Annotated in this window: 15 protein-coding genes; 6 read left to right on the forward strand and 9 right to left on the reverse strand. The window is 65.7% G+C overall.

Annotated features, from left to right (window positions below; all coding sequences use genetic code 11):
- Positions 1 to 28: 28 nt before the first annotated feature.
- Positions 29 to 355: a recombinase-like helix-turn-helix domain-containing protein gene (locus tag ELS24_RS21345; protein ID WP_127185300.1), complete on the reverse strand. Its 327-nt coding sequence runs from the start codon at positions 353 to 355 to the stop codon at positions 29 to 31.
- Positions 356 to 564: 209 nt separating this feature from the next.
- Here ELS24_RS21345 and ELS24_RS21350 point away from each other — a divergent pair, with 209 nt between their 5' ends.
- Positions 565 to 1,368, forward strand: a complete 804-nt coding sequence (locus ELS24_RS21350; RefSeq protein WP_050449312.1) for an IclR family transcriptional regulator — start codon at positions 565 to 567, stop codon at positions 1,366 to 1,368.
- Between the two features lie 73 nt (positions 1,369 to 1,441).
- On the opposite strand, the gene ELS24_RS21355 is transcribed toward ELS24_RS21350, so the two are convergent.
- Positions 1,442 to 2,368 (reverse strand): LysR substrate-binding domain-containing protein, encoded by a 927-nt coding sequence (locus ELS24_RS21355; RefSeq protein WP_050449283.1) that lies wholly within the window; start codon positions 2,366 to 2,368, stop codon positions 1,442 to 1,444.
- 124 nt (positions 2,369 to 2,492) lie between these two features.
- On the opposite strand from ELS24_RS21355, the gene ELS24_RS21360 reads away from it, so the two are divergent.
- From ELS24_RS21360 to ELS24_RS21375, 4 genes are all read left to right on the forward strand, one after another.
- Complete coding sequence (locus tag ELS24_RS21360; RefSeq protein WP_050449284.1) at positions 2,493 to 2,885, forward strand: carboxymuconolactone decarboxylase family protein; 393 nt, start codon at positions 2,493 to 2,495, stop codon at positions 2,883 to 2,885.
- A 35-nt stretch (positions 2,886 to 2,920) separates the two neighbouring features.
- Positions 2,921 to 4,408: an aldehyde dehydrogenase family protein gene (locus ELS24_RS21365; RefSeq protein ID WP_127185301.1), complete on the forward strand. Its 1,488-nt coding sequence runs from the start codon at positions 2,921 to 2,923 to the stop codon at positions 4,406 to 4,408.
- Between the two features lie 43 nt (positions 4,409 to 4,451).
- Positions 4,452 to 5,354, forward strand: coding sequence for an NAD(P)-dependent oxidoreductase (locus ELS24_RS21370; protein WP_127186424.1), 903 nt, complete (start codon positions 4,452 to 4,454; stop codon positions 5,352 to 5,354).
- A gap of 101 nt (positions 5,355 to 5,455) precedes the next feature.
- Positions 5,456 to 6,430, forward strand: a complete 975-nt coding sequence (locus ELS24_RS21375; protein ID WP_050449286.1) for a Bug family tripartite tricarboxylate transporter substrate binding protein — start codon at positions 5,456 to 5,458, stop codon at positions 6,428 to 6,430.
- 33 nt (positions 6,431 to 6,463) lie between these two features.
- Here the strand turns inward: ELS24_RS21375 and paoC are convergent, their stop codons facing one another.
- Genes paoC through ELS24_RS21395 form a run of 4 tightly spaced genes read right to left on the reverse strand, consistent with a single transcriptional unit; the run spans position 6,464 to position 11,326 of the window.
- Positions 6,464 to 8,683, reverse strand: a complete 2,220-nt coding sequence (gene paoC / locus ELS24_RS21380) for an aldehyde oxidoreductase molybdenum-binding subunit PaoC (RefSeq protein ID WP_127185302.1) — start codon at positions 8,681 to 8,683, stop codon at positions 6,464 to 6,466.
- A 4-nt stretch (positions 8,684 to 8,687) separates the two neighbouring features.
- A complete protein-coding gene (locus ELS24_RS21385) occupies positions 8,688 to 9,638 on the reverse strand; it encodes an FAD binding domain-containing protein (protein WP_127185303.1) in 951 nt (316 codons plus the stop codon).
- Complete coding sequence (paoA, locus tag ELS24_RS21390; RefSeq protein ID WP_127185304.1) at positions 9,635 to 10,282, reverse strand: aldehyde dehydrogenase iron-sulfur subunit PaoA; 648 nt, start codon at positions 10,280 to 10,282, stop codon at positions 9,635 to 9,637. Before paoA ends, ELS24_RS21385 begins: the two co-directional genes overlap by 4 nt.
- 15 nt (positions 10,283 to 10,297) lie before the next feature.
- Positions 10,298 to 11,326 carry an XdhC family protein gene (locus ELS24_RS21395; RefSeq protein WP_127185305.1) on the reverse strand — a complete coding sequence of 343 codons (1,029 nt, stop codon included), beginning with the start codon at positions 11,324 to 11,326 and terminating at the stop codon, positions 10,298 to 10,300.
- A 164-nt stretch (positions 11,327 to 11,490) separates the two neighbouring features.
- On the opposite strand from ELS24_RS21395, the gene ELS24_RS21400 reads away from it, so the two are divergent.
- Positions 11,491 to 12,141, forward strand: coding sequence for a nucleotidyltransferase family protein (locus tag ELS24_RS21400; RefSeq protein WP_127185306.1), 651 nt, complete (start codon positions 11,491 to 11,493; stop codon positions 12,139 to 12,141).
- 112 nt (positions 12,142 to 12,253) lie between these two features.
- On the opposite strand, the gene ELS24_RS21405 is transcribed toward ELS24_RS21400, so the two are convergent.
- The 3 genes from ELS24_RS21405 to ELS24_RS21415 form a co-directional block, all read right to left on the reverse strand.
- Positions 12,254 to 13,246, reverse strand: a complete 993-nt coding sequence (locus ELS24_RS21405; RefSeq protein WP_050449292.1) for a Bug family tripartite tricarboxylate transporter substrate binding protein — start codon at positions 13,244 to 13,246, stop codon at positions 12,254 to 12,256.
- Positions 13,247 to 13,325: 79 nt separating this feature from the next.
- Positions 13,326 to 15,422 carry an acetate--CoA ligase family protein gene (locus tag ELS24_RS21410; RefSeq protein WP_127185307.1) on the reverse strand — a complete coding sequence of 699 codons (2,097 nt, stop codon included), beginning with the start codon at positions 15,420 to 15,422 and terminating at the stop codon, positions 13,326 to 13,328.
- Positions 15,419 to 16,240 (reverse strand): enoyl-CoA hydratase/isomerase family protein, encoded by an 822-nt coding sequence (locus ELS24_RS21415; protein ID WP_127185308.1) that lies wholly within the window; start codon positions 16,238 to 16,240, stop codon positions 15,419 to 15,421. The genes ELS24_RS21410 and ELS24_RS21415 overlap by 4 nt, the downstream gene beginning before the upstream one ends.
- Positions 16,241 to 16,311 lie beyond the last annotated feature (71 nt).

Genomic DNA, 16,311 nt, shown 5'->3' on the forward strand with positions numbered 1-16,311 from the left:
CGGATCAAGTCCTGGCCGATAAAGAACATCAGGCGCCAAGCCGACGCATTTCCTGCAGAAAACCCGCTTCGGTCCAGGCCTCGCCGTCCGGCGCGCGCAGCGCCTGGGCGTTCAGGCTTGCCACCACGTCAGCGGGCGTCTCGGCGCCGCCGTCAAAGGCCGCTTCCAAGGCGTCGCCCAGCGCGTTTTCGTAGGCGGTGGGGGCTTGCGCGCGGGTTTGCCACACCAGGTTTGGCACGGCGCCTGGGCGCTCTATGCCGCCCTTGCCCGCGGTGGGTTCAAGGGCGGGCGGCGCCCAGGGCGTCAGTTGCGGGTTGTAGGACAGCGGGGCCGTTGGCCGAGGGGGCAAGGGCATGACGATCTCCGATGACATTATTGTCATTTTGTCTTATATATAAAACAACGTTTTGTATGTGGACAAATTATGGCGAGCATCCAGCACCCTGGCATCCGGGATATCCCTAGACACGCCGTTTTTCAGACAAGTACGAGTTGGCCCCGCTTGCGCAAGAGCTGCGGTACTCTGTCGTCGCCAATTTTTGGAACACCGCCCTGGAGCACGAATTGACCGACCTCGACACCAGCGAGACCCCGTCCGACCGCTATGCCGTTCCCGCGCTGGAGCGCGGCCTGCTGCTGCTTTGTGAATTCAGCAGGAACGACAGAACGTTGACGGCGCCCGAGCTGGCCCGCCGGCTGTCGATTCCACGCTCCACCGTATTTCGCCTCTTGACCACGCTGGAACGCATGGGCTTCGTGCGCAAGGTGGAATCGGGCACCGCCTACCGGCTGGACATGGGAGTGCTGCGCCTGGGTTTCGAATACCTGGCGTCGTTGGAATTGACCGAGCTGGGCGGGCCGCTGCTGGAAAAGTTGCGCGATGCGACCGGCCTGCCCTCCAACCTGGTGGTGCGTGACGGGCAATCGGTGGTGGTGGTGGCCAAGTCTTCGGCGCCCACGCCGTTTGTCAGCACGGTGTATGTGGGCACGCGCCTGCCCGCGCATTCCACGTCATTGGGGCGCGCGCTGCTGTGTGATCTGACGCTGGACGAACTGCGCGCCCTATATCCGGAAACGCCGCTACAGGGCTTTACGCCGCGCACCCCCGCTACGGTGGAAGCACTGCATGACATGCTGCGGCAGGACGCCGAGCGGGGTTATGTGCAAGACACGGGCTTCTTCGAAGCCGCCATCGCAAGCGTGGTCGCGCCCGTGCGGGACCAGAGCGGCCGCATTGCCGCCGCCATCGGCGTGACCATTCCCGCCGCGCAGTGGGAAGGAGGCAGCCTGGACCAGGACGCCATCGTCGCGGCCGTGCGGCAAAGCGCGGCAGCCTTGTCCGGCTTGCTGGATCACGCGCCGCGCTGATCGGCGCGCCGCTGGTTCGCGCGCCAGCGGCTGGGGCGGCTGGGTCATGCCCTGCTCGTGTTCGCGGCGCGGCTTACACGGCCGGTGCGCGGGCCTTCTCCGACATCCGGCCGTACGAAATCAGCATCGAGGCCAGTGCCTGCGCGGCCGGCGCCAAGGGCACAGCCGCACGCTGCACCACGCACAGATCGGAATACGGAATCGGCTCGGCAATGTCCAGGGCTGATAACTTGTATTCAAAGCCGCTTTGCTGCAAGACGAACTCGGGTCCCAGAAACAGGAAGTCCGAACTCGTGATCAGGTTCAGCGTGTCCAGCAGGGACTCCACCGAGATTGCGATGTTCGGCTCGGGCAGCCCGTTCAGCTTGAACCAGTCGCCCAGGCGGTTCGACGGCGTGCCTTCCTCGCCCAAGCGGGCGGTGTTCACCCAGTCGCTGCCCACCAGTTCCCGAATCGACGTTGCTGGCCTTAGCGGATGCCCCTTACGGCACAGGATGCGCGGCCGGGAGGCCGTGAGCCGATCACTGCGCAAGTCCGTCATGTCGCTGCGTTTGGACACCAGCGTCACGGCAAAGTCCAGCCTGCCTTCGCGTATGCCCGACAGCAAGGTCGTGGACGGCCCGCTGGCCACATGCACGCTGACGGCGGGGTGCTGGTCACGCAACTGCGCAATGCACTGAGGCAGGAAACGCGCGAACGCCTCGGATGATGCGCCGACATTCAAGCGCCCGCTCAACTGCCCGCGCAAGGATTGAAAGTCCTGCTCTGCCCGCTCGCATTCGCCCAGGATGATGCGGGCGCGCGCCAGCAAGGTATTGCCGTGATTGGTCAGCACGATGCCGCTATTGGCGCGCACGAACAGCGCCGCGCCCAGGCTTTGCTCCAGCCGGCGAATCTGTTTGGTCAGCCCGCTTTGCGCCACGTCCAGCGAACGGGCTCCCGCTCGGATGCTTCCGTGCTCGACGACGGCCAGGAAGGCCTTGAGTTGGTCCAGAGTCATAGCGTTTACGCCGAAAACCTTTGGTTATCGTGATGGCTTTTTTTGCATCTTACGCCATCCCCCTCTGCTTCCTACACTGGTCTCAACGATTCCTGATCACGACCCCTAATCTGGTGAGACGACCTTGAGCAAAGACCTATTTTCGCGTGGCGAAGAAATCCGCAACGAAGTCCTGGGCGCAGCCTATGTGAGTCATTCCGCTGCCGCCACCGATGCATTCAGCGAACCGATGCGCGCCTTCGCCATCCGCAACCTGTGGGGCGACATCTGGGACCGCCCGGGCCTTGACCGCCGCGCCCGCAGCCTGGTCAACCTGGGCATGCTGGCCGCGCTGAACCGCCCCAACGAACTGAAGATCCATATCCGAGGCGCGCTGAACAACGGCCTGACCCGCGAGGAAATCGGCGAAGTCTTCCTGCAATCCGCGCTGTACTGCGGCGTGCCCACCGGCAGCGAATGCACGCGCATCGCCAAGCAGTTGTTTGCCGAACTCGACGCCGAAGCGGCCAAGCCGTGACCCGCGTGTCCGCGATTCCAAAGGTGGCGACCGTGATGTCCTATTCAGAGATCGTCCAACAATTGTTGGTGCAGTTGCTCGGCCCGGATCCGAAGATCGGGTCATATGTCCATGGCGCCCTGCTGGCGGGCGATGGCGCCCCCATCACCATTACCAACCCCACCGACGAAACCACGCTGTTCCGCTACGCCGACGCCAGCCCGCCGCAGGTGCAAGCGGCCTTGCAAAGCAGCCAGTCGGGCTTTCTGGCCTGGGCCGCGCTATCCGCCCAGCGTCGTGGCGAACTGCTGATGGCGCTGTCGCAAGCGGTGAGCCAGGTTGCCGACCCGCTGGCGCGTCTGGAAGCCGCCAGCACCGGCAAAGCCATCAAAGGTTGCAGAGCGCAATTGGCGGCCGTCGCCGAAATTTTTCGCTATTACGCGGGTTGGACCGACAAGTTCGGCGGCAATGTGGTGCCGGTACCGGGCGGGCAGTTGAACTACACGCTGCGCGAGCCGCTGGGTGTGGTGTTTGCCATCATGCCGTGGAATTCGCCCCTGTACCTGGCCGCATGGAACATTGCGCCGGCCCTGGCCACGGGCAATGCCGTCCTGATCAAGCCTTCGGAGCTGACGCCCTTGTCGTCGCTGGTGCTGGCCCATCTGGCGGTGCAGGTCGGCTTTCCGCCCGGGGTGATCAATGTGCTCAACGGGCTGGGGCAAACGATAGGCGACCCCGTCATTGCGCATGATCACATCAAGAAGATCGTCTTCGTGGGGTCGGTGGGCACGGGCCGCAAGGTCAACGCGCAAGCCGCCAAGCGGCCGATTTCCTGCCTGCTCGAGCTGGGTGGAAAATCCGCCAACATCGTTTTCCAGGACGCCGACCGCAAGGCAGCGGTCAGCGCTGCCGTGGTGGCGGCCTTTGCGAACACCGGGCAAAACTGCGCGGCCGGCTCGCGCTTGCTGGTGCAACGGCCGATCTACGACGACTTCGTGGCCGAACTCGCGCAGGCCGCACAGCAATACAAGGTTGGCGCCCCTCTGGATGAATCCGCCGACAGCGGCCCGATCAACAACCTGGCGCAACTGAACCGCATTGAATCCCTGATTGCCGTGGGCCTGGCCGAAGGCGCGCAATGCGTGGCGGGCGGCAAGATGGCCGCGCGCGGCCAGGGCTACTACGTTGAGCCCACGGTACTGAAAGACGTCACCAACACCATGCGCATTGCGCGCGAAGAGGTATTCGGACCCGTAGTCGTCGCCATCCCCTTCGACACCGAAGAAGAAGCCATCGCCATTGCCAACGACAGTGAATTCGGCCTGGCGGGCGCCGTATGGACGCGCGACATCGCCCGCGCCCATCGTGTCGCGGCGGGCGTCAGGGCGGGTATTTTCTGGATCAACATGTACCGCGACATGCATGTCTCGACGCCCTTCGGCGGCTATGGCAGCAGCGGCTACGGGCGCGGAAGTGGCGTCGAGGCCTTGTACGAATACACCCAGACCAAAAGCGTCTGGATCCCCATCGGCACGGGCGCTTGAGCCTGGCCGACCCCTCACTCAGAGAACACGCATCATGTCGGACATCAAAGCAATTGGCGTTATCGGATTAGGAAAAATGGGGCGCGGCATGGCGGCGTCGCTCAAGCGCGCGGGCTTTCAGGTCACGGGGCTGGATGCCAACCCCGAGCTGACCGCCCGCGTGGCCCAGGAAGAAGGCATCAACGCCGCCGGCACGCTGGCGCAACTGCTGGCGGACGTGCAGGCCGTAGTGATGTCGCTGCCCAACTCGGCCATCGTGCGCAAACTGGTCGAAGGCGAGGATGGCATCGCCGCCCTGGCGCCGGCCGGCCTGCTGTTGATCGACACCACCACGGCCGACCCCACCGTCACCCAGGCCCTGGCTGTCGTCCTGCGCGCGCGCGGCGTCAGGTTCGTGGATGCGCCGGTCAGTGGTGGCCCGCGCGGCGCGCAAAGCGGCGATCTGACGATGTTCATCGGCGGCGCGCCCGAGGATCTCAGCGCCGCCGAACCAGTGCTTTCCGCACTGGGAAGCAAACGATTTGTGATTGGCCAGGTGGGCGCGGGCCATATCGCCAAGCTCGTCAATAACCTGCTGGTCGCGTCGCACCTGCTCACCGCCAGCGAAGCCTTCAGGATTGCCGAGGCCGCCGGGGTGAACACCACGCAATTGATTGAAGCCGTCAACGCAGGCTCGGGCCGCAGCGGTGTCACGCTCTACAACTATCCCAGCCGCATTTTGAACAAGGGCTTCGACTCTGGCTTCACCATGCAACTGATGCGCAAGGATGTGCGCCTGGCCATCGACATGATGGCACAGGCGGGCCTTGCCCTGCCCATCAGCAGCGAGGTCGGTGCGGTGTGGGCAGCCAGCGCCGACAGTATCGACGACACCGAAGATTTCAACCGCATCGTTGAACTGGACACGAACGCCGTGGACACAAAAAGCGCCATCGCCTACGGCTGACACCTATCCTACCGACCGGACCGAAGGTGCATAGACGCCTCGGCTCGGGTGTCGTTGTCATCACCAACAGCAACCTATCTACTAGGTATCAAGGGGAAAACATGAAGATCAAAACATTGGCATTGGGCTTTGGACTGGCGTTGTCCGCGGGGCTGGGCATGGCGCCAGCACAGGCGGCATTCCCGGAAAAACCCATCCGGCTGGTCGTGCCCTTTCCAGCAGGCGGCACGGTCGACACCGTGGCCCGCATTCTGGTGCAAGGCCTGGGTGCGCGGCTGGGTCAGCAAGTGGTCGTGGACTACAAGGCGGGCGCGGCCACCATCATCGGGGCTGAATCCGTGGCCAAGTCCGATCCAGACGGCTACACACTGTTGCTGGGCACCGCGACCACGTTTTCCGTAAACCCAATTCTGTACAAAAAGCTGCCTTATAACGAGCAAACCAGTTTCACGCCCTTGGGCATCGTCGGCTCGACTGGCCTGGTGCTGTTGGCCAACGACAAAGAAAAGGCATCGACGCTGCCTCAGTTGATCAAGAACATACAAGCCAACCCAGGTGCCTATTCCTATGGCTCGCACGGCAACGGAACCACCGTTCATTTTGCCGGCGAAATGTTGTGGTCCGCCGCGGGTGTCAAAGTCATGCATGTGCCCTACAAAGGCAGCGCGCCCGCCATCACCGACTTGATGGGCGGCCAGATTCCCCTGAGCTTCGATGCCATCCCCGCCGCCGCCGCCGCGTTGAAAAGCGGCCGCATCAAAGCCATCGCGGTCACCACGGAAAAGCGCTCGCCGATGATGCCCGACGTGCCGACCATCGCGGAAAGCGGCTACCCCGGGTTCAAGATGGATTCCTGGTTTGCCGTCGTGGGCCCGAAGGACTTACCGGCCGATGTGCGGAGAAAGCTGGAGCAGGCCTTGGCGGATACGTTGGCCGACAAGGCAACTTCCGACAAACTGCTGGCCGCCGGTATTCAACCCGGCTTCGAGCCCGGCAGCTCCTACGCGCAACGGGTCACGGCAGACATCGCGAAGCTGCGCCCGATTGCCACCGCCAACAATATCCAGAAGAACTGAACCCGCGCGCGCGCCACCGCGGCATCCTGGCCTTCAAGTCAGGTCAGGCAGCCCGGGCAGCAGTTTGTCCAGCGTGATGGGGTAGTCGCGCACGCGCACGCCGGTGGCGTTGTAGACCGCGTTGGCAATCGCCGCGCCCACGCCGCACAAGCCCAGTTCGCCCACGCCCTTGGCCTTCATGGGCGACGAAATCGGGTCGGTTTCGTCCAGAAAAATCACCTCCTGACTGGGGATGTCGGCATGCACGGGGACCTCGTAGCTGGCCAGGTCGTGATTCACGAAATAGCCCACGCGATCGTCCACCGCCAATTCCTCCATCAGCGCCGCGCCCACGCCCATCGTCATGGCGCCTATCACCTGGCTGCGCGCGGTCTTGGGGTTCAGGATGCGCCCCGCCGCGCACACGGCCAGCATGCGGCGGATGCGCGTTTCGCCAGTGGCGGCGTCCACCGCCACCTCAACAAAGTGCGCGCCAAAGGTGGACTGCTGGAACTTCTTGTCCAGGTCGCCGAATTCCAGGATGTCTTCGGCCACCAGCTCACCGCCGGCCGCCGCCTCACGCAGCGTGGCGGTACGGCCGCTGGCGTCGGTCACCGACCCGTCCGCGAACCCCGCGCCGTCGCCGGAAAAGCCAAGCCGTTGCAGGATGGCGGTGCGCAGCTTGTCGCAGGCTGCGTACACGCCAGCCGTGGAACTGTTGGCGCCCCATTGGCCGCCTGAACCGGCCGACACGGGGAACGAGGAATCCCCCAGCCGCACGATGACTTTGGCCAGCGGCACGCCCAGCATTTCAGCGGCCGTTTGCGCAATGACGGTGTAGCTGCCGGTGCCGATATCGGTCATGTCGGTTTCCACAATGACCAGGCCGGCCGCATCCAGGCGCACACGGGCGGCCGACTTCATCACCAGGTTATTGCGAAACGCCGCCGCCACGCCCATGCCCACCAGCCAGCGGCCTTCGCGCCGCGAGGCGGGCCGCGCGCTCCGCTCGGCCCAGCCGAAATGGTCCGCGCCCACACGCAGGCATTCAATCAGGCGCCGTTGCGAGAACGGGCGCTCGGGCTTGGCAGGGTCCACCTGCGTGTCGTTGCGCACGCGGAACTCCACCGGGTCCACGCCCGCGGCCTCGGCCATTTCGTCCACCGCGATCTCCAGCGCCATCATGCCTGGTGCTTCGCCCGGCGCGCGCATCGCATTGCCTTCGGGCAGGTCCAGCACCATCAGGTTCAGCGCGGTCAGCCGGTGGGCGCCGGCATAAAGCAGGCGGGTCTGCTGCACGGCTTCTTCGGGACCGCCGCCCGGCAGATCGCCCGACCAGCTTTCATGGCCGATGGCCGTGATCTTGCCGTCTTGCGTGGTGCCAATGCGCACCCGCTGGATCGTGGCCGGGCGGTGCGTGGTGTTGTTGGCGATCAAGGGCCGCTGCAATGCCACTTTGACCGGCCGGCGCGCCGCGCGCGCGCCCAGCGCGGCCAGCAAGGCGTCGGCCCGCACGAACAGCTTGCCGCCAAAGCCGCCACCGATGTAGGGCGAGATCAGCCGCACTTTCTCGCGCGGAATTCCCAGCGTACGAGCCACGTCGCCGCGCCCCCAGGCGATCATTTGATTGGACGTCCACAAGGTCAGCGAATCGCCTTCCCATACCGCCGTGGACGCATGCGGCTCCATCATGCAGTGGGATTGGTCGGGTGTGGTGTAGGTGTGGTCTATCTTTACCGGGGCTTGTGCGTAGGCGCTTTCGAAGTCGCCGACGCGGTCTTCGCGGGGGTTCGGTTTGCCGCCGCCTTCCTTGCCGACCTTAGCGCTGGATTCCTTTTCCGCCGCCAGGTCGAACGCGCCAGGCGCGCGTTCATACTGCACGCGGATCAAGCGGCTGGCGGCGCGCGCCTGCTCCAGGTTTTCCGCCACGACCAAGGCGATGGCCTGGTGATAGTGCTGGATGTCCGGCCCGCCCAAGAGCGTGGCGGTGTTCATCTTGCCCTTGCCCAGCTTGCCGGCGTTTTGCGCGGTTACCACCGCCAACACGCCGGGTGCGCGGCGCGCGGCCTCGATGTCCATGGCGCTGATGCGGCCCTTTGCAATAGCCGCGCCCAGCACGTAGCCCACGGCGGCCTGGGGTGCGACATCGTGGCGTTCATAGGCGTAGGGCGCCGTGCCGGTGGTCTTGAGCGGGCCGTCGATGCGGTCAACGCCATGGCCCACGACCTTCAATTGATCAATGGGGTTTTCAGTAGCGGGAGTATCGAATTTCATCGCGTCAGGCCCTCGCTTGCGCCAGCACTGCACTCAGGGTTCTAGCCGCCAACGTCAGCTTGAACGCGTTGTCTTCGGTGGGTCGCGCGTCAGCCAGCAGGCGGTCGGCCACCGCGCGGGCGCCTTGCGGCATGGCGGCGTCGGCCGCGTCCATGCGCCACGGCTGTGGCGCCACGCCGCCCAGCGCCACACGGCCGCTGCCGTCTTCCTGCACCACGGCGGCCACGGACACCAGCGCAAAAGCGAACGAGGCACGGTCGCGCACCTTGCGGTACACATGGACGCCGCCCACAGGCTTGGGCAGGTTCACCGCGGTGATCAGTTCGCCGGCTTCCAGGTTGGTATCGATGTGCGGCGTGTCACCGGGCAGGCGGTAAAAATCCGCAATCGGAATCACACGCGTGGCGCCGTCGGGGCGCACGGTTTCCACCTGGGCATCCAGCAGGCGCATGGCCACCGCCATGTCGCTGGGATGCGTGGCGATGCAGGCCTCGCTGGCCCCTATCACGGCTAACTGGCGCGTCACGCCGCCCATGGCGGAACAACCGGTGCCGGGCGCGCGCTTATTACAGGGCATGTTGGTGTCGTAGAAGTACGGGCAGCGCGTGCGTTGCAACAGATTGCCGGCGGTGGTGGCGCGGTTGCGAATCTGCCCGGAGGCGCCTGCCAGAATGGCGCGCGACAGCACCGCGTAGTCGCGCCGCACCCGCTCGTGGGCAGCCAGGTCGGTGTTGCGCACCAGGCTGCCCACGCGCAAGCCCCCGTCTGGCGTCTCTGTAATCTGGTCCAGACCCAAGCCGTTCACGTCGATCAGATGCGTGGGGGTTTCCACTTCCAGCTTCATCAGGTCCAGCAGGTTCGTGCCGCCCGCGATGAAGCGCGCGCCGCGCACCTGGGCGGCGCTGGCGGCGGCGTCGGCGGGGGTGCGGGCGCGCTCGTAGGTAAAGGGCCTCATGCCTTGCTCCCCGCCACCTCGGTGATGGCTTCGACGATGTTCGAATACGCGCCGCAGCGGCAGATATTGCCGCTCATGCGTTCGCGGATTTCCTCCGCGCTCAAGAGCGGGCGCTCGGTCAGGCTGGCGCTGACGTGGCTGGGCACGCCTTGCGATACCTCTTCCAGCATCGCCACCGCCGAACAGATCTGCCCGGGCGTACAGTAGCCGCACTGGTAGCCGTCGTGCTTGACGAAGGCGGCCTGCATCGGGTGCAGCGCAGTGGGCGTGCCCAGGCCTTCGATGGTGGTGATCTCGGCGCCGTCATGCATGACGGCCAGCGTCAAACAGGAATTGACGCGGCGTCCGTCCAGCACCACCGTACAGGCGCCACACTGGCCGTGGTCGCAGCCCTTCTTGGTGCCAGTCAGGTGCAGGTGTTCGCGCAGCGCGTCCAGCAGCGTCGTACGCATGTCCAGCGACACCTCGCGCGCCGCGCCGTTCACGCGCAGGGTCACGGTGGCGGACATGGCTTGCATGCCGGCCTGCGAGCCCTGCTGGGCGGCAGTCATCGATGGCGTGGCCATCGCGGTGGCGGTGGCCGACGCAGCGCCTGCCTTGAGCAGGTTGCGACGGGTGATCTTGATGGCAAGCGAATTTTCCAAGGCAGCCCCTTTGTCTTAGTCGGCAACGCGGACCACGCCGCGCTCCAGGTCGTCGGCCAGCAACCCGCATTCCCGTAGCGAATGGGTGCTGGGCGGGGTGGTGTGCCGGATGCGCTCTTGCGTCAATTCGGCCAGGATGGACACGGCGATTTCAGGCGGTGTGCGGCTGCCGATGGGCAGGCCCACCGGCCCGCGCAGGCGCGCCACCTGCGCTTGCGTGAAGCCAAAATGTTCAAGCAGGCGCTTGCGGCGCTGGTCGTTGGTACGCCGCGAACCCAGCGCGCCCACGAAGAATGCTGGCGACGGCAGCGCTTCCAGCAGCGCCATATCGTCCAGCTTGGGGTCATGCGCCAGCACGATGATTGCCGTGCGGATATCCGGCGCCAGGGCTGTGACAGTGTCGTCGGGCATCGTCGTCAGCAGCCGTGTGCCCGGCACATGCCACGACGCGGCGTATTCCTGGCGCGGGTCGCACACGATCACCTCAAAGCCCAGCGCCATCGCCATGGGCGCGATGTAGCGCGCGATGTCGCCCGCGCCCACCAGCAACAGACGCCATTGCGGCCCGTGCAGCGTGGTCAGCGTTTTGCCGTCCCAATGAAATTGATCGCCCGGCTGGGCAGACGCCAATGCCGCCATGCCGGTGTCCAGGCTGAGCGTTCTTTTGACCAGTTCACCGTTGTTCAAGCGTTCGGCCAGGCCTTGCAGCAGCGCGACGTCGGGGTCGGGTTCAATCAGCAATTCCAGAATGCCGCCGCAGGGCAGGCCAAAGTTCAACGCTTCGTCGCGGGTGGCGCCGTAGGTCAGCGCATACGGGCGTGGCTGCCAATGCCCGCCGCGCCGTATCTTGTCGATCAGGTCGTCTTCAATACAGCCGCCCGACACCGACCCCACTATGCGCCCATCGTCGCGCACCGCCAGCCAGGATCCGCGTGGCCGTGGCGAGGCGCCCCAAGTGTTGGCGACCGTAGCCAAAATGAATCGGTGGCCCTGATGGCGCCAGCTCTCGATTGCGGCTAAAACCTGCAAATCCAGGCTCTCCATGTGTTGCCCTCCAGATATCGAAACCACTGTAGCAGCGCGCCGCCCGACAAGAAAAGAGGCAAAATCCGCATACTCTGATCAGCAGAACTCACCAACGCGCCAGTGCGCCGATGTGCCGATACGACGGAGCGCCAATTCGCCAATTCGCCAATCCAGCAATTACCATGCCCAGCTTCGCATCCTCTCTTACGCTAGACGCATCCGCTGCACCGGGACCGTGCGTGGGCGTGCTGTTGGCGGCGGGCCACGGGCGCCGCTACGCCGCCATCGCGCCGGGCCAGGACAAGCTGTTGGCATTGCTGGACGATGGCACCCCGGTTGCCGTGGCTTGCGCCCGTGCGCTGCGCCAAGCCACCGCGCGCACCATTGCGGTGCTACGCGCCGACCAAACGGCGCTGCGGGCATTGCTGGAATCAGCAGGGTGCGACATCGTGCTGGTCAGCGCGGAAGCCAACGGCATGGGCGATAGCCTGGCGACGGCCGCGCGTCATTTGATGCGAGAGGCGCAATCCCTGAACTTGACAGAGTCCGCCTGCCTGATCGCCCTGGCCGACATGCCGTGGCTACGCGCCGATACCTGTTTGCGGGTTGCTGCCGCGACCAGCCAGCATCGCATCGTGGCGCCTACCTGGCAGGGCCGCCGTGGACATCCGGTGGCGTTCGCGCGCGCGCTCTGGCCGGAGCTTGCCGCGCTATCGGGCGATGTGGGCGCGCGCAGCGTGTTGATGCGCCATCCGGTTCATGAACTAGCGGTCGACGACCCGGGCGTGCTGGCGGATGTGGATGCGCCGCGGGACTTGAATTCCAAGTCCTGACGCGCGACCCGCGCCGCCACGGCGTCCTTGATGGCGTCCTTGGTGGCGTCCTTGATGGCGTTCTTGATGGCGTTCTTGATCGCGTGCCATGCGGCCGCGTCCATGGCGCCGTTCAGGGCTTGTCCGCAATCCCCGCGTCACGGATGATCTTGGTCCAGCGCGCCTCTTCCTGCTTCACGTATTCACCCAGCGCGGCCGGCGTGCCCACGCTGGCGACCAGCCCTTCCAGTTCCAGCGCCGCCTGAAAATCCGCCTTGCCCGACACCTTCTTGATGGCCGCGTTGAGCTGGTCGATGACCGCCTGCGGCGTGCCCCGCGGTACGAAGACGCCATACCAGCTATCCACGAAGTAATCGGCTTCGCCCGCTTCCGCCACGCTGGGCACGCCCGGATACGCGGGCGAGCGGTCTTTGGTGGTGACCGCCAGCGCGCGCAGTTGCCCGTTCTTGATCTGGCCGCTGACGCTGGCCGAGGTAGAAAAGATCATGTCGATCTGCCCACCTATCAGGTCATTGATGGCCGGCCCCGCCCCCTTGTACGGCACATGCAGGATGTCGACCTTGCCCAGGCTCTTGAACAATTCCCCCGCCAGATGCGCCGACGTGCCGTTGCCGTACGAGCCGAACGTCAGCTTGCCGGGATGCGCGCGAGCGTAGGTCAGCAAGTCCTGCACGCTTTTGAATTGGGACTTGGGCGACACCACCAGCACATTGGGCGACTTGCCGATCATCGCCACCGGCGCGAACGCGGCTTCGGTGTCGTAGGGCAGCTTCTTGTGGATGGCCGGGTTGACCGCATGGGCGAAGGTCGCCATCAATAGCGAGTAGCCGTCTGGCGGACTCTTGGCCACGTTTTCCGTGCCGATAATGGTGCTGCCGCCCGGCCGGTTCTCGACGATGACCGATTCGCCTAGCTCGTCGGTCAAGCCCTTGGCAAGTTGGCGCGCAACGATGTCGGTGCCACCACCCGGGGTGAACGGCACCACGATGCGCAGCGGCCGGTCTGGAAACGCCGCGTGCGCCTGCGGTGCGCAAAGCGTCGCCATCGTCAGCGCGGTGGCGGCCACGGCCTTGGCGGATAGCCATGCAAATTTCTGGGTCTTCATGCTTGTCTCCTGATATTTTTTTGCGCCGGTCTGATTGCGGCGCCTCTGCAAAAAAGGGCGGCCGAATGACCGCGCCCGGTCAGTCCTTCAACACCACGACGCCATCCGCCGCGCAGACGCCTTGCCCCAAGGGCTTGACGAACAAGGGGTTGATTTCGGCTTCGATCAACTGCGCTTGCAAGGCGGTGGCCATGCGCGCAAACGCCAGCACCGCCTGGATCAGCGCGGGCACATCCGCTTTGGGGCGGCCGCGATATCCGTCCAGCAAGGGCCAGGTTTTCAGGCGTTGCAAGGCGGCAAGTACCGCGTCTTCCGTCAAGGCCGCGCCGTCTTCCGGCAGCAACAGCAAGGTCGTGTCGCGCACCAGTTCAGCCACCACCCCGCCCATGCCCAGCAGCAGCGCCGTACCGACCGTGTCGCGATGCAGGCCGACGATGACCTCGGCCGCGCCCGTCACCATCTCTTGCACCAGAAAGGCCTGGGGCGGCTGGCCCGTATGCCGCTGTACGTCTTGCGTCATCTGCCGCAGGCGCTCTGCGATGTCTGCGGGCGCCACGTTGACCGCCACGCCGCCCACATCGCTTTTGTGGGTGATCTTGCTGGACAACAGTTTGAGCACCACGCGTGGCCCCAAGGTGGCGGCCGCGCTGCTTGCCTGAGCGTCGGACGTGACCGTGATTTCGCGCACGCCGGGTATGCCGAACCGGGCGAACAGCGCCTTGGCCTGAGCCTCGTCCAGCGAGCCCCGCTCGGCGCAAAGAATCGGTTCGGTGGCCTTGGACGGCGGCTGCACTGGCGCGGCACGTTCCTTGTTGCGCTGAACGCGCCACATGGCGGACAGCGCCGCGCCGATGCTCTCGGGCGCTGGGAACGCAGGGATGCCGTAATGGCTAAGCACCTCGGCCGCGCGCGGCGCGTGTGGGCTGACGAAGGCCATCAAGGGCTTGCTGCTCAGCGCAAGTGAATCGCGCAACGCATTGGCCATCAGTTCAGGCTGCGCCACGCCAGACGAGCCCACCACAACCACCAGCGCATCGTACTGATCGCTTTCCAGCACGATGCGGATGGCGTTGCGCAACAGGTCCGGCTGCAATCCGGCCAGGGTCACGTCGATGGGGTTGCGGTCCAGGGCGGCGTGGTCGCCGGTTTGCAGCGCCCGCAAGGCGGCGCCGGTGGCCGCATCAGGCGCGGGCAGTTCAAAGCCCGCCACGCCCAGGCTGTCGGCCACCAGCGTGCCCGCTCCGCCGGTTGAGGTCAGCACCGCTACACGCGGGCCGCCCAGCTTGCGTTCGCTGGCCAACGCGGCGGGAATGTCCAGCAGGTCTGCAAACGTCTGCGCCCGAATGACGCCCACGTCGTCGAACAGCGCGTCGTACATGGCGTCCGCGCCCGCCAGCGCACCCGTGTGCGACGCGGCGGCCTGGGCGCCGGATGCCGACCGGCCGACCTTGTACGCCACGATGGGCTTGCCCGCGGCGGCTGCCTTGCGCGCGGCGGCGCGGAAGGTCTTGGGGTTGCGGATGCTTTCCACATACAGCGCGATCACGCGCGTGGCGGGGTCGTCGGCCAGCGCGTCCACAAAATCGGCTAGATCCAGGTCGACCTCGTTGCTGGTGGAGATCAGCTTGGACAGTCCAATGCCACGCGCCGCCGCGCGCGACAGCAAGGCGCCCAGGATGCCGCCGCTTTGCGACACCAGGCCCACCGCGCCGCTGTGCAGGTCATCGAGTTCCAAGGCGCCGCTGGCCGACAGCGTGATGCGATCCGTCAGGTTGACCAGGCCTATTGTGTTGGGACCCAGGATACGCATGCTGCCCGCCGCGTCGCGCAGTTCGCGCTGACGGCGCACGCCCTCTTCGCCAGTTTCGGAATAGCCGCTGGCCAGCACGATGGCCGCGCCCGTGCCGATATCGGCCAGGGCGCGAACGGCTTGCTGCGTGTGCTGGGCGCTTAGCAGCACGATGGCCACGTCCGGCGCTTCCGGCAAGGCGCGCACATCGGGGTAGCAGCGCAGCCCGGCAATCTCGGACGCCTTGGGGTTGACCGGATAGATGCGGCCCTGGAAGCCGTGCTTCTGCAAATAGGCCACGGGCCGGCCCGAGGTCTTGGCCGGATCCGCCGACGCCCCCACCACCGCCACGCTGCGCGGCCGCAGCAGCTTTTGCAGGCCGTTCATTGGTCTGCTCCCGGGGCCTTGGCCGTCTTGGCCTGGGCCATCTTCGCCAGAAACTCCGCCACGGATTCGCGGTGTTCCGTGCTGGTGTAGCAAATGCCCTGCGCCTGGCTGCCCATCGCGAACACCTGGTCCGCCGTCAGCTCGGAACTCTGGTCCAGAATCGACTTGCCGAGCGCCAGCGCCGTGGCCGAGCCTTGCGCCAGTTCGGCCGCCCAAGCCCGGGCCGCGCGCACTTCCTCGCCAGCGGGCGCCAGGCGGTCCGCAATCCCCAAGGCCAAGGCCTCATCGGCCAGTACCTTGCGGCCGGAATAGATCAGGTCCTTGGCGCGCGCCAGCCCCACGCGGCGCGGCAGAAAGTACATGCCGCCGCCATCCGGAATCAGCCCGCGCGCAATGTAGCTCCAGGTGAACGACGCCGCTTCGGATGCCACGATGAAATCGCAGCTAAGCGCCGTGTCCGCGCCCAGCCCGGCAGCCGCGCCGTTGACGGCCGCGATGGTGGGCTTGGGCATGCGATACAGCAGGCTGACCGTGTGGTGCACGTGCTGCTGCCGCGACCAGCCGTTGAAAGCGACCTCGCCGCTGGGTGCGTCCATGCGGCGCTGCATGCCCGAGATGTCGCCGCCCGCGCAAAAGCCCTTGCCTTCGCCGGTCAGCACCAATGCCCTTGTGCCCCGGTCGGCGCTCACGGCCTCCAGCGCGTGGATCAATTCGGTGCGCATGGCGTCGCTGATCGCGTTGCGCTTTTCCGGGCGGTTCAGCGTCAGCGTCGCCACTCCGCCGTCCAACTGCAGTTTGATGAATTCGTAGTCCGCCATCTTGCTTGCTCCGTCTTGGTCGATGGGCCAGCCGGTCCCTATGACGGGTTTTTCTCGGCTGGCGATATCGA

Source organism: Achromobacter spanius (assembly GCF_003994415.1).
GTDB classification, from domain to species: Bacteria; Pseudomonadota; Gammaproteobacteria; order Burkholderiales; family Burkholderiaceae_B; genus Achromobacter; species Achromobacter spanius_C.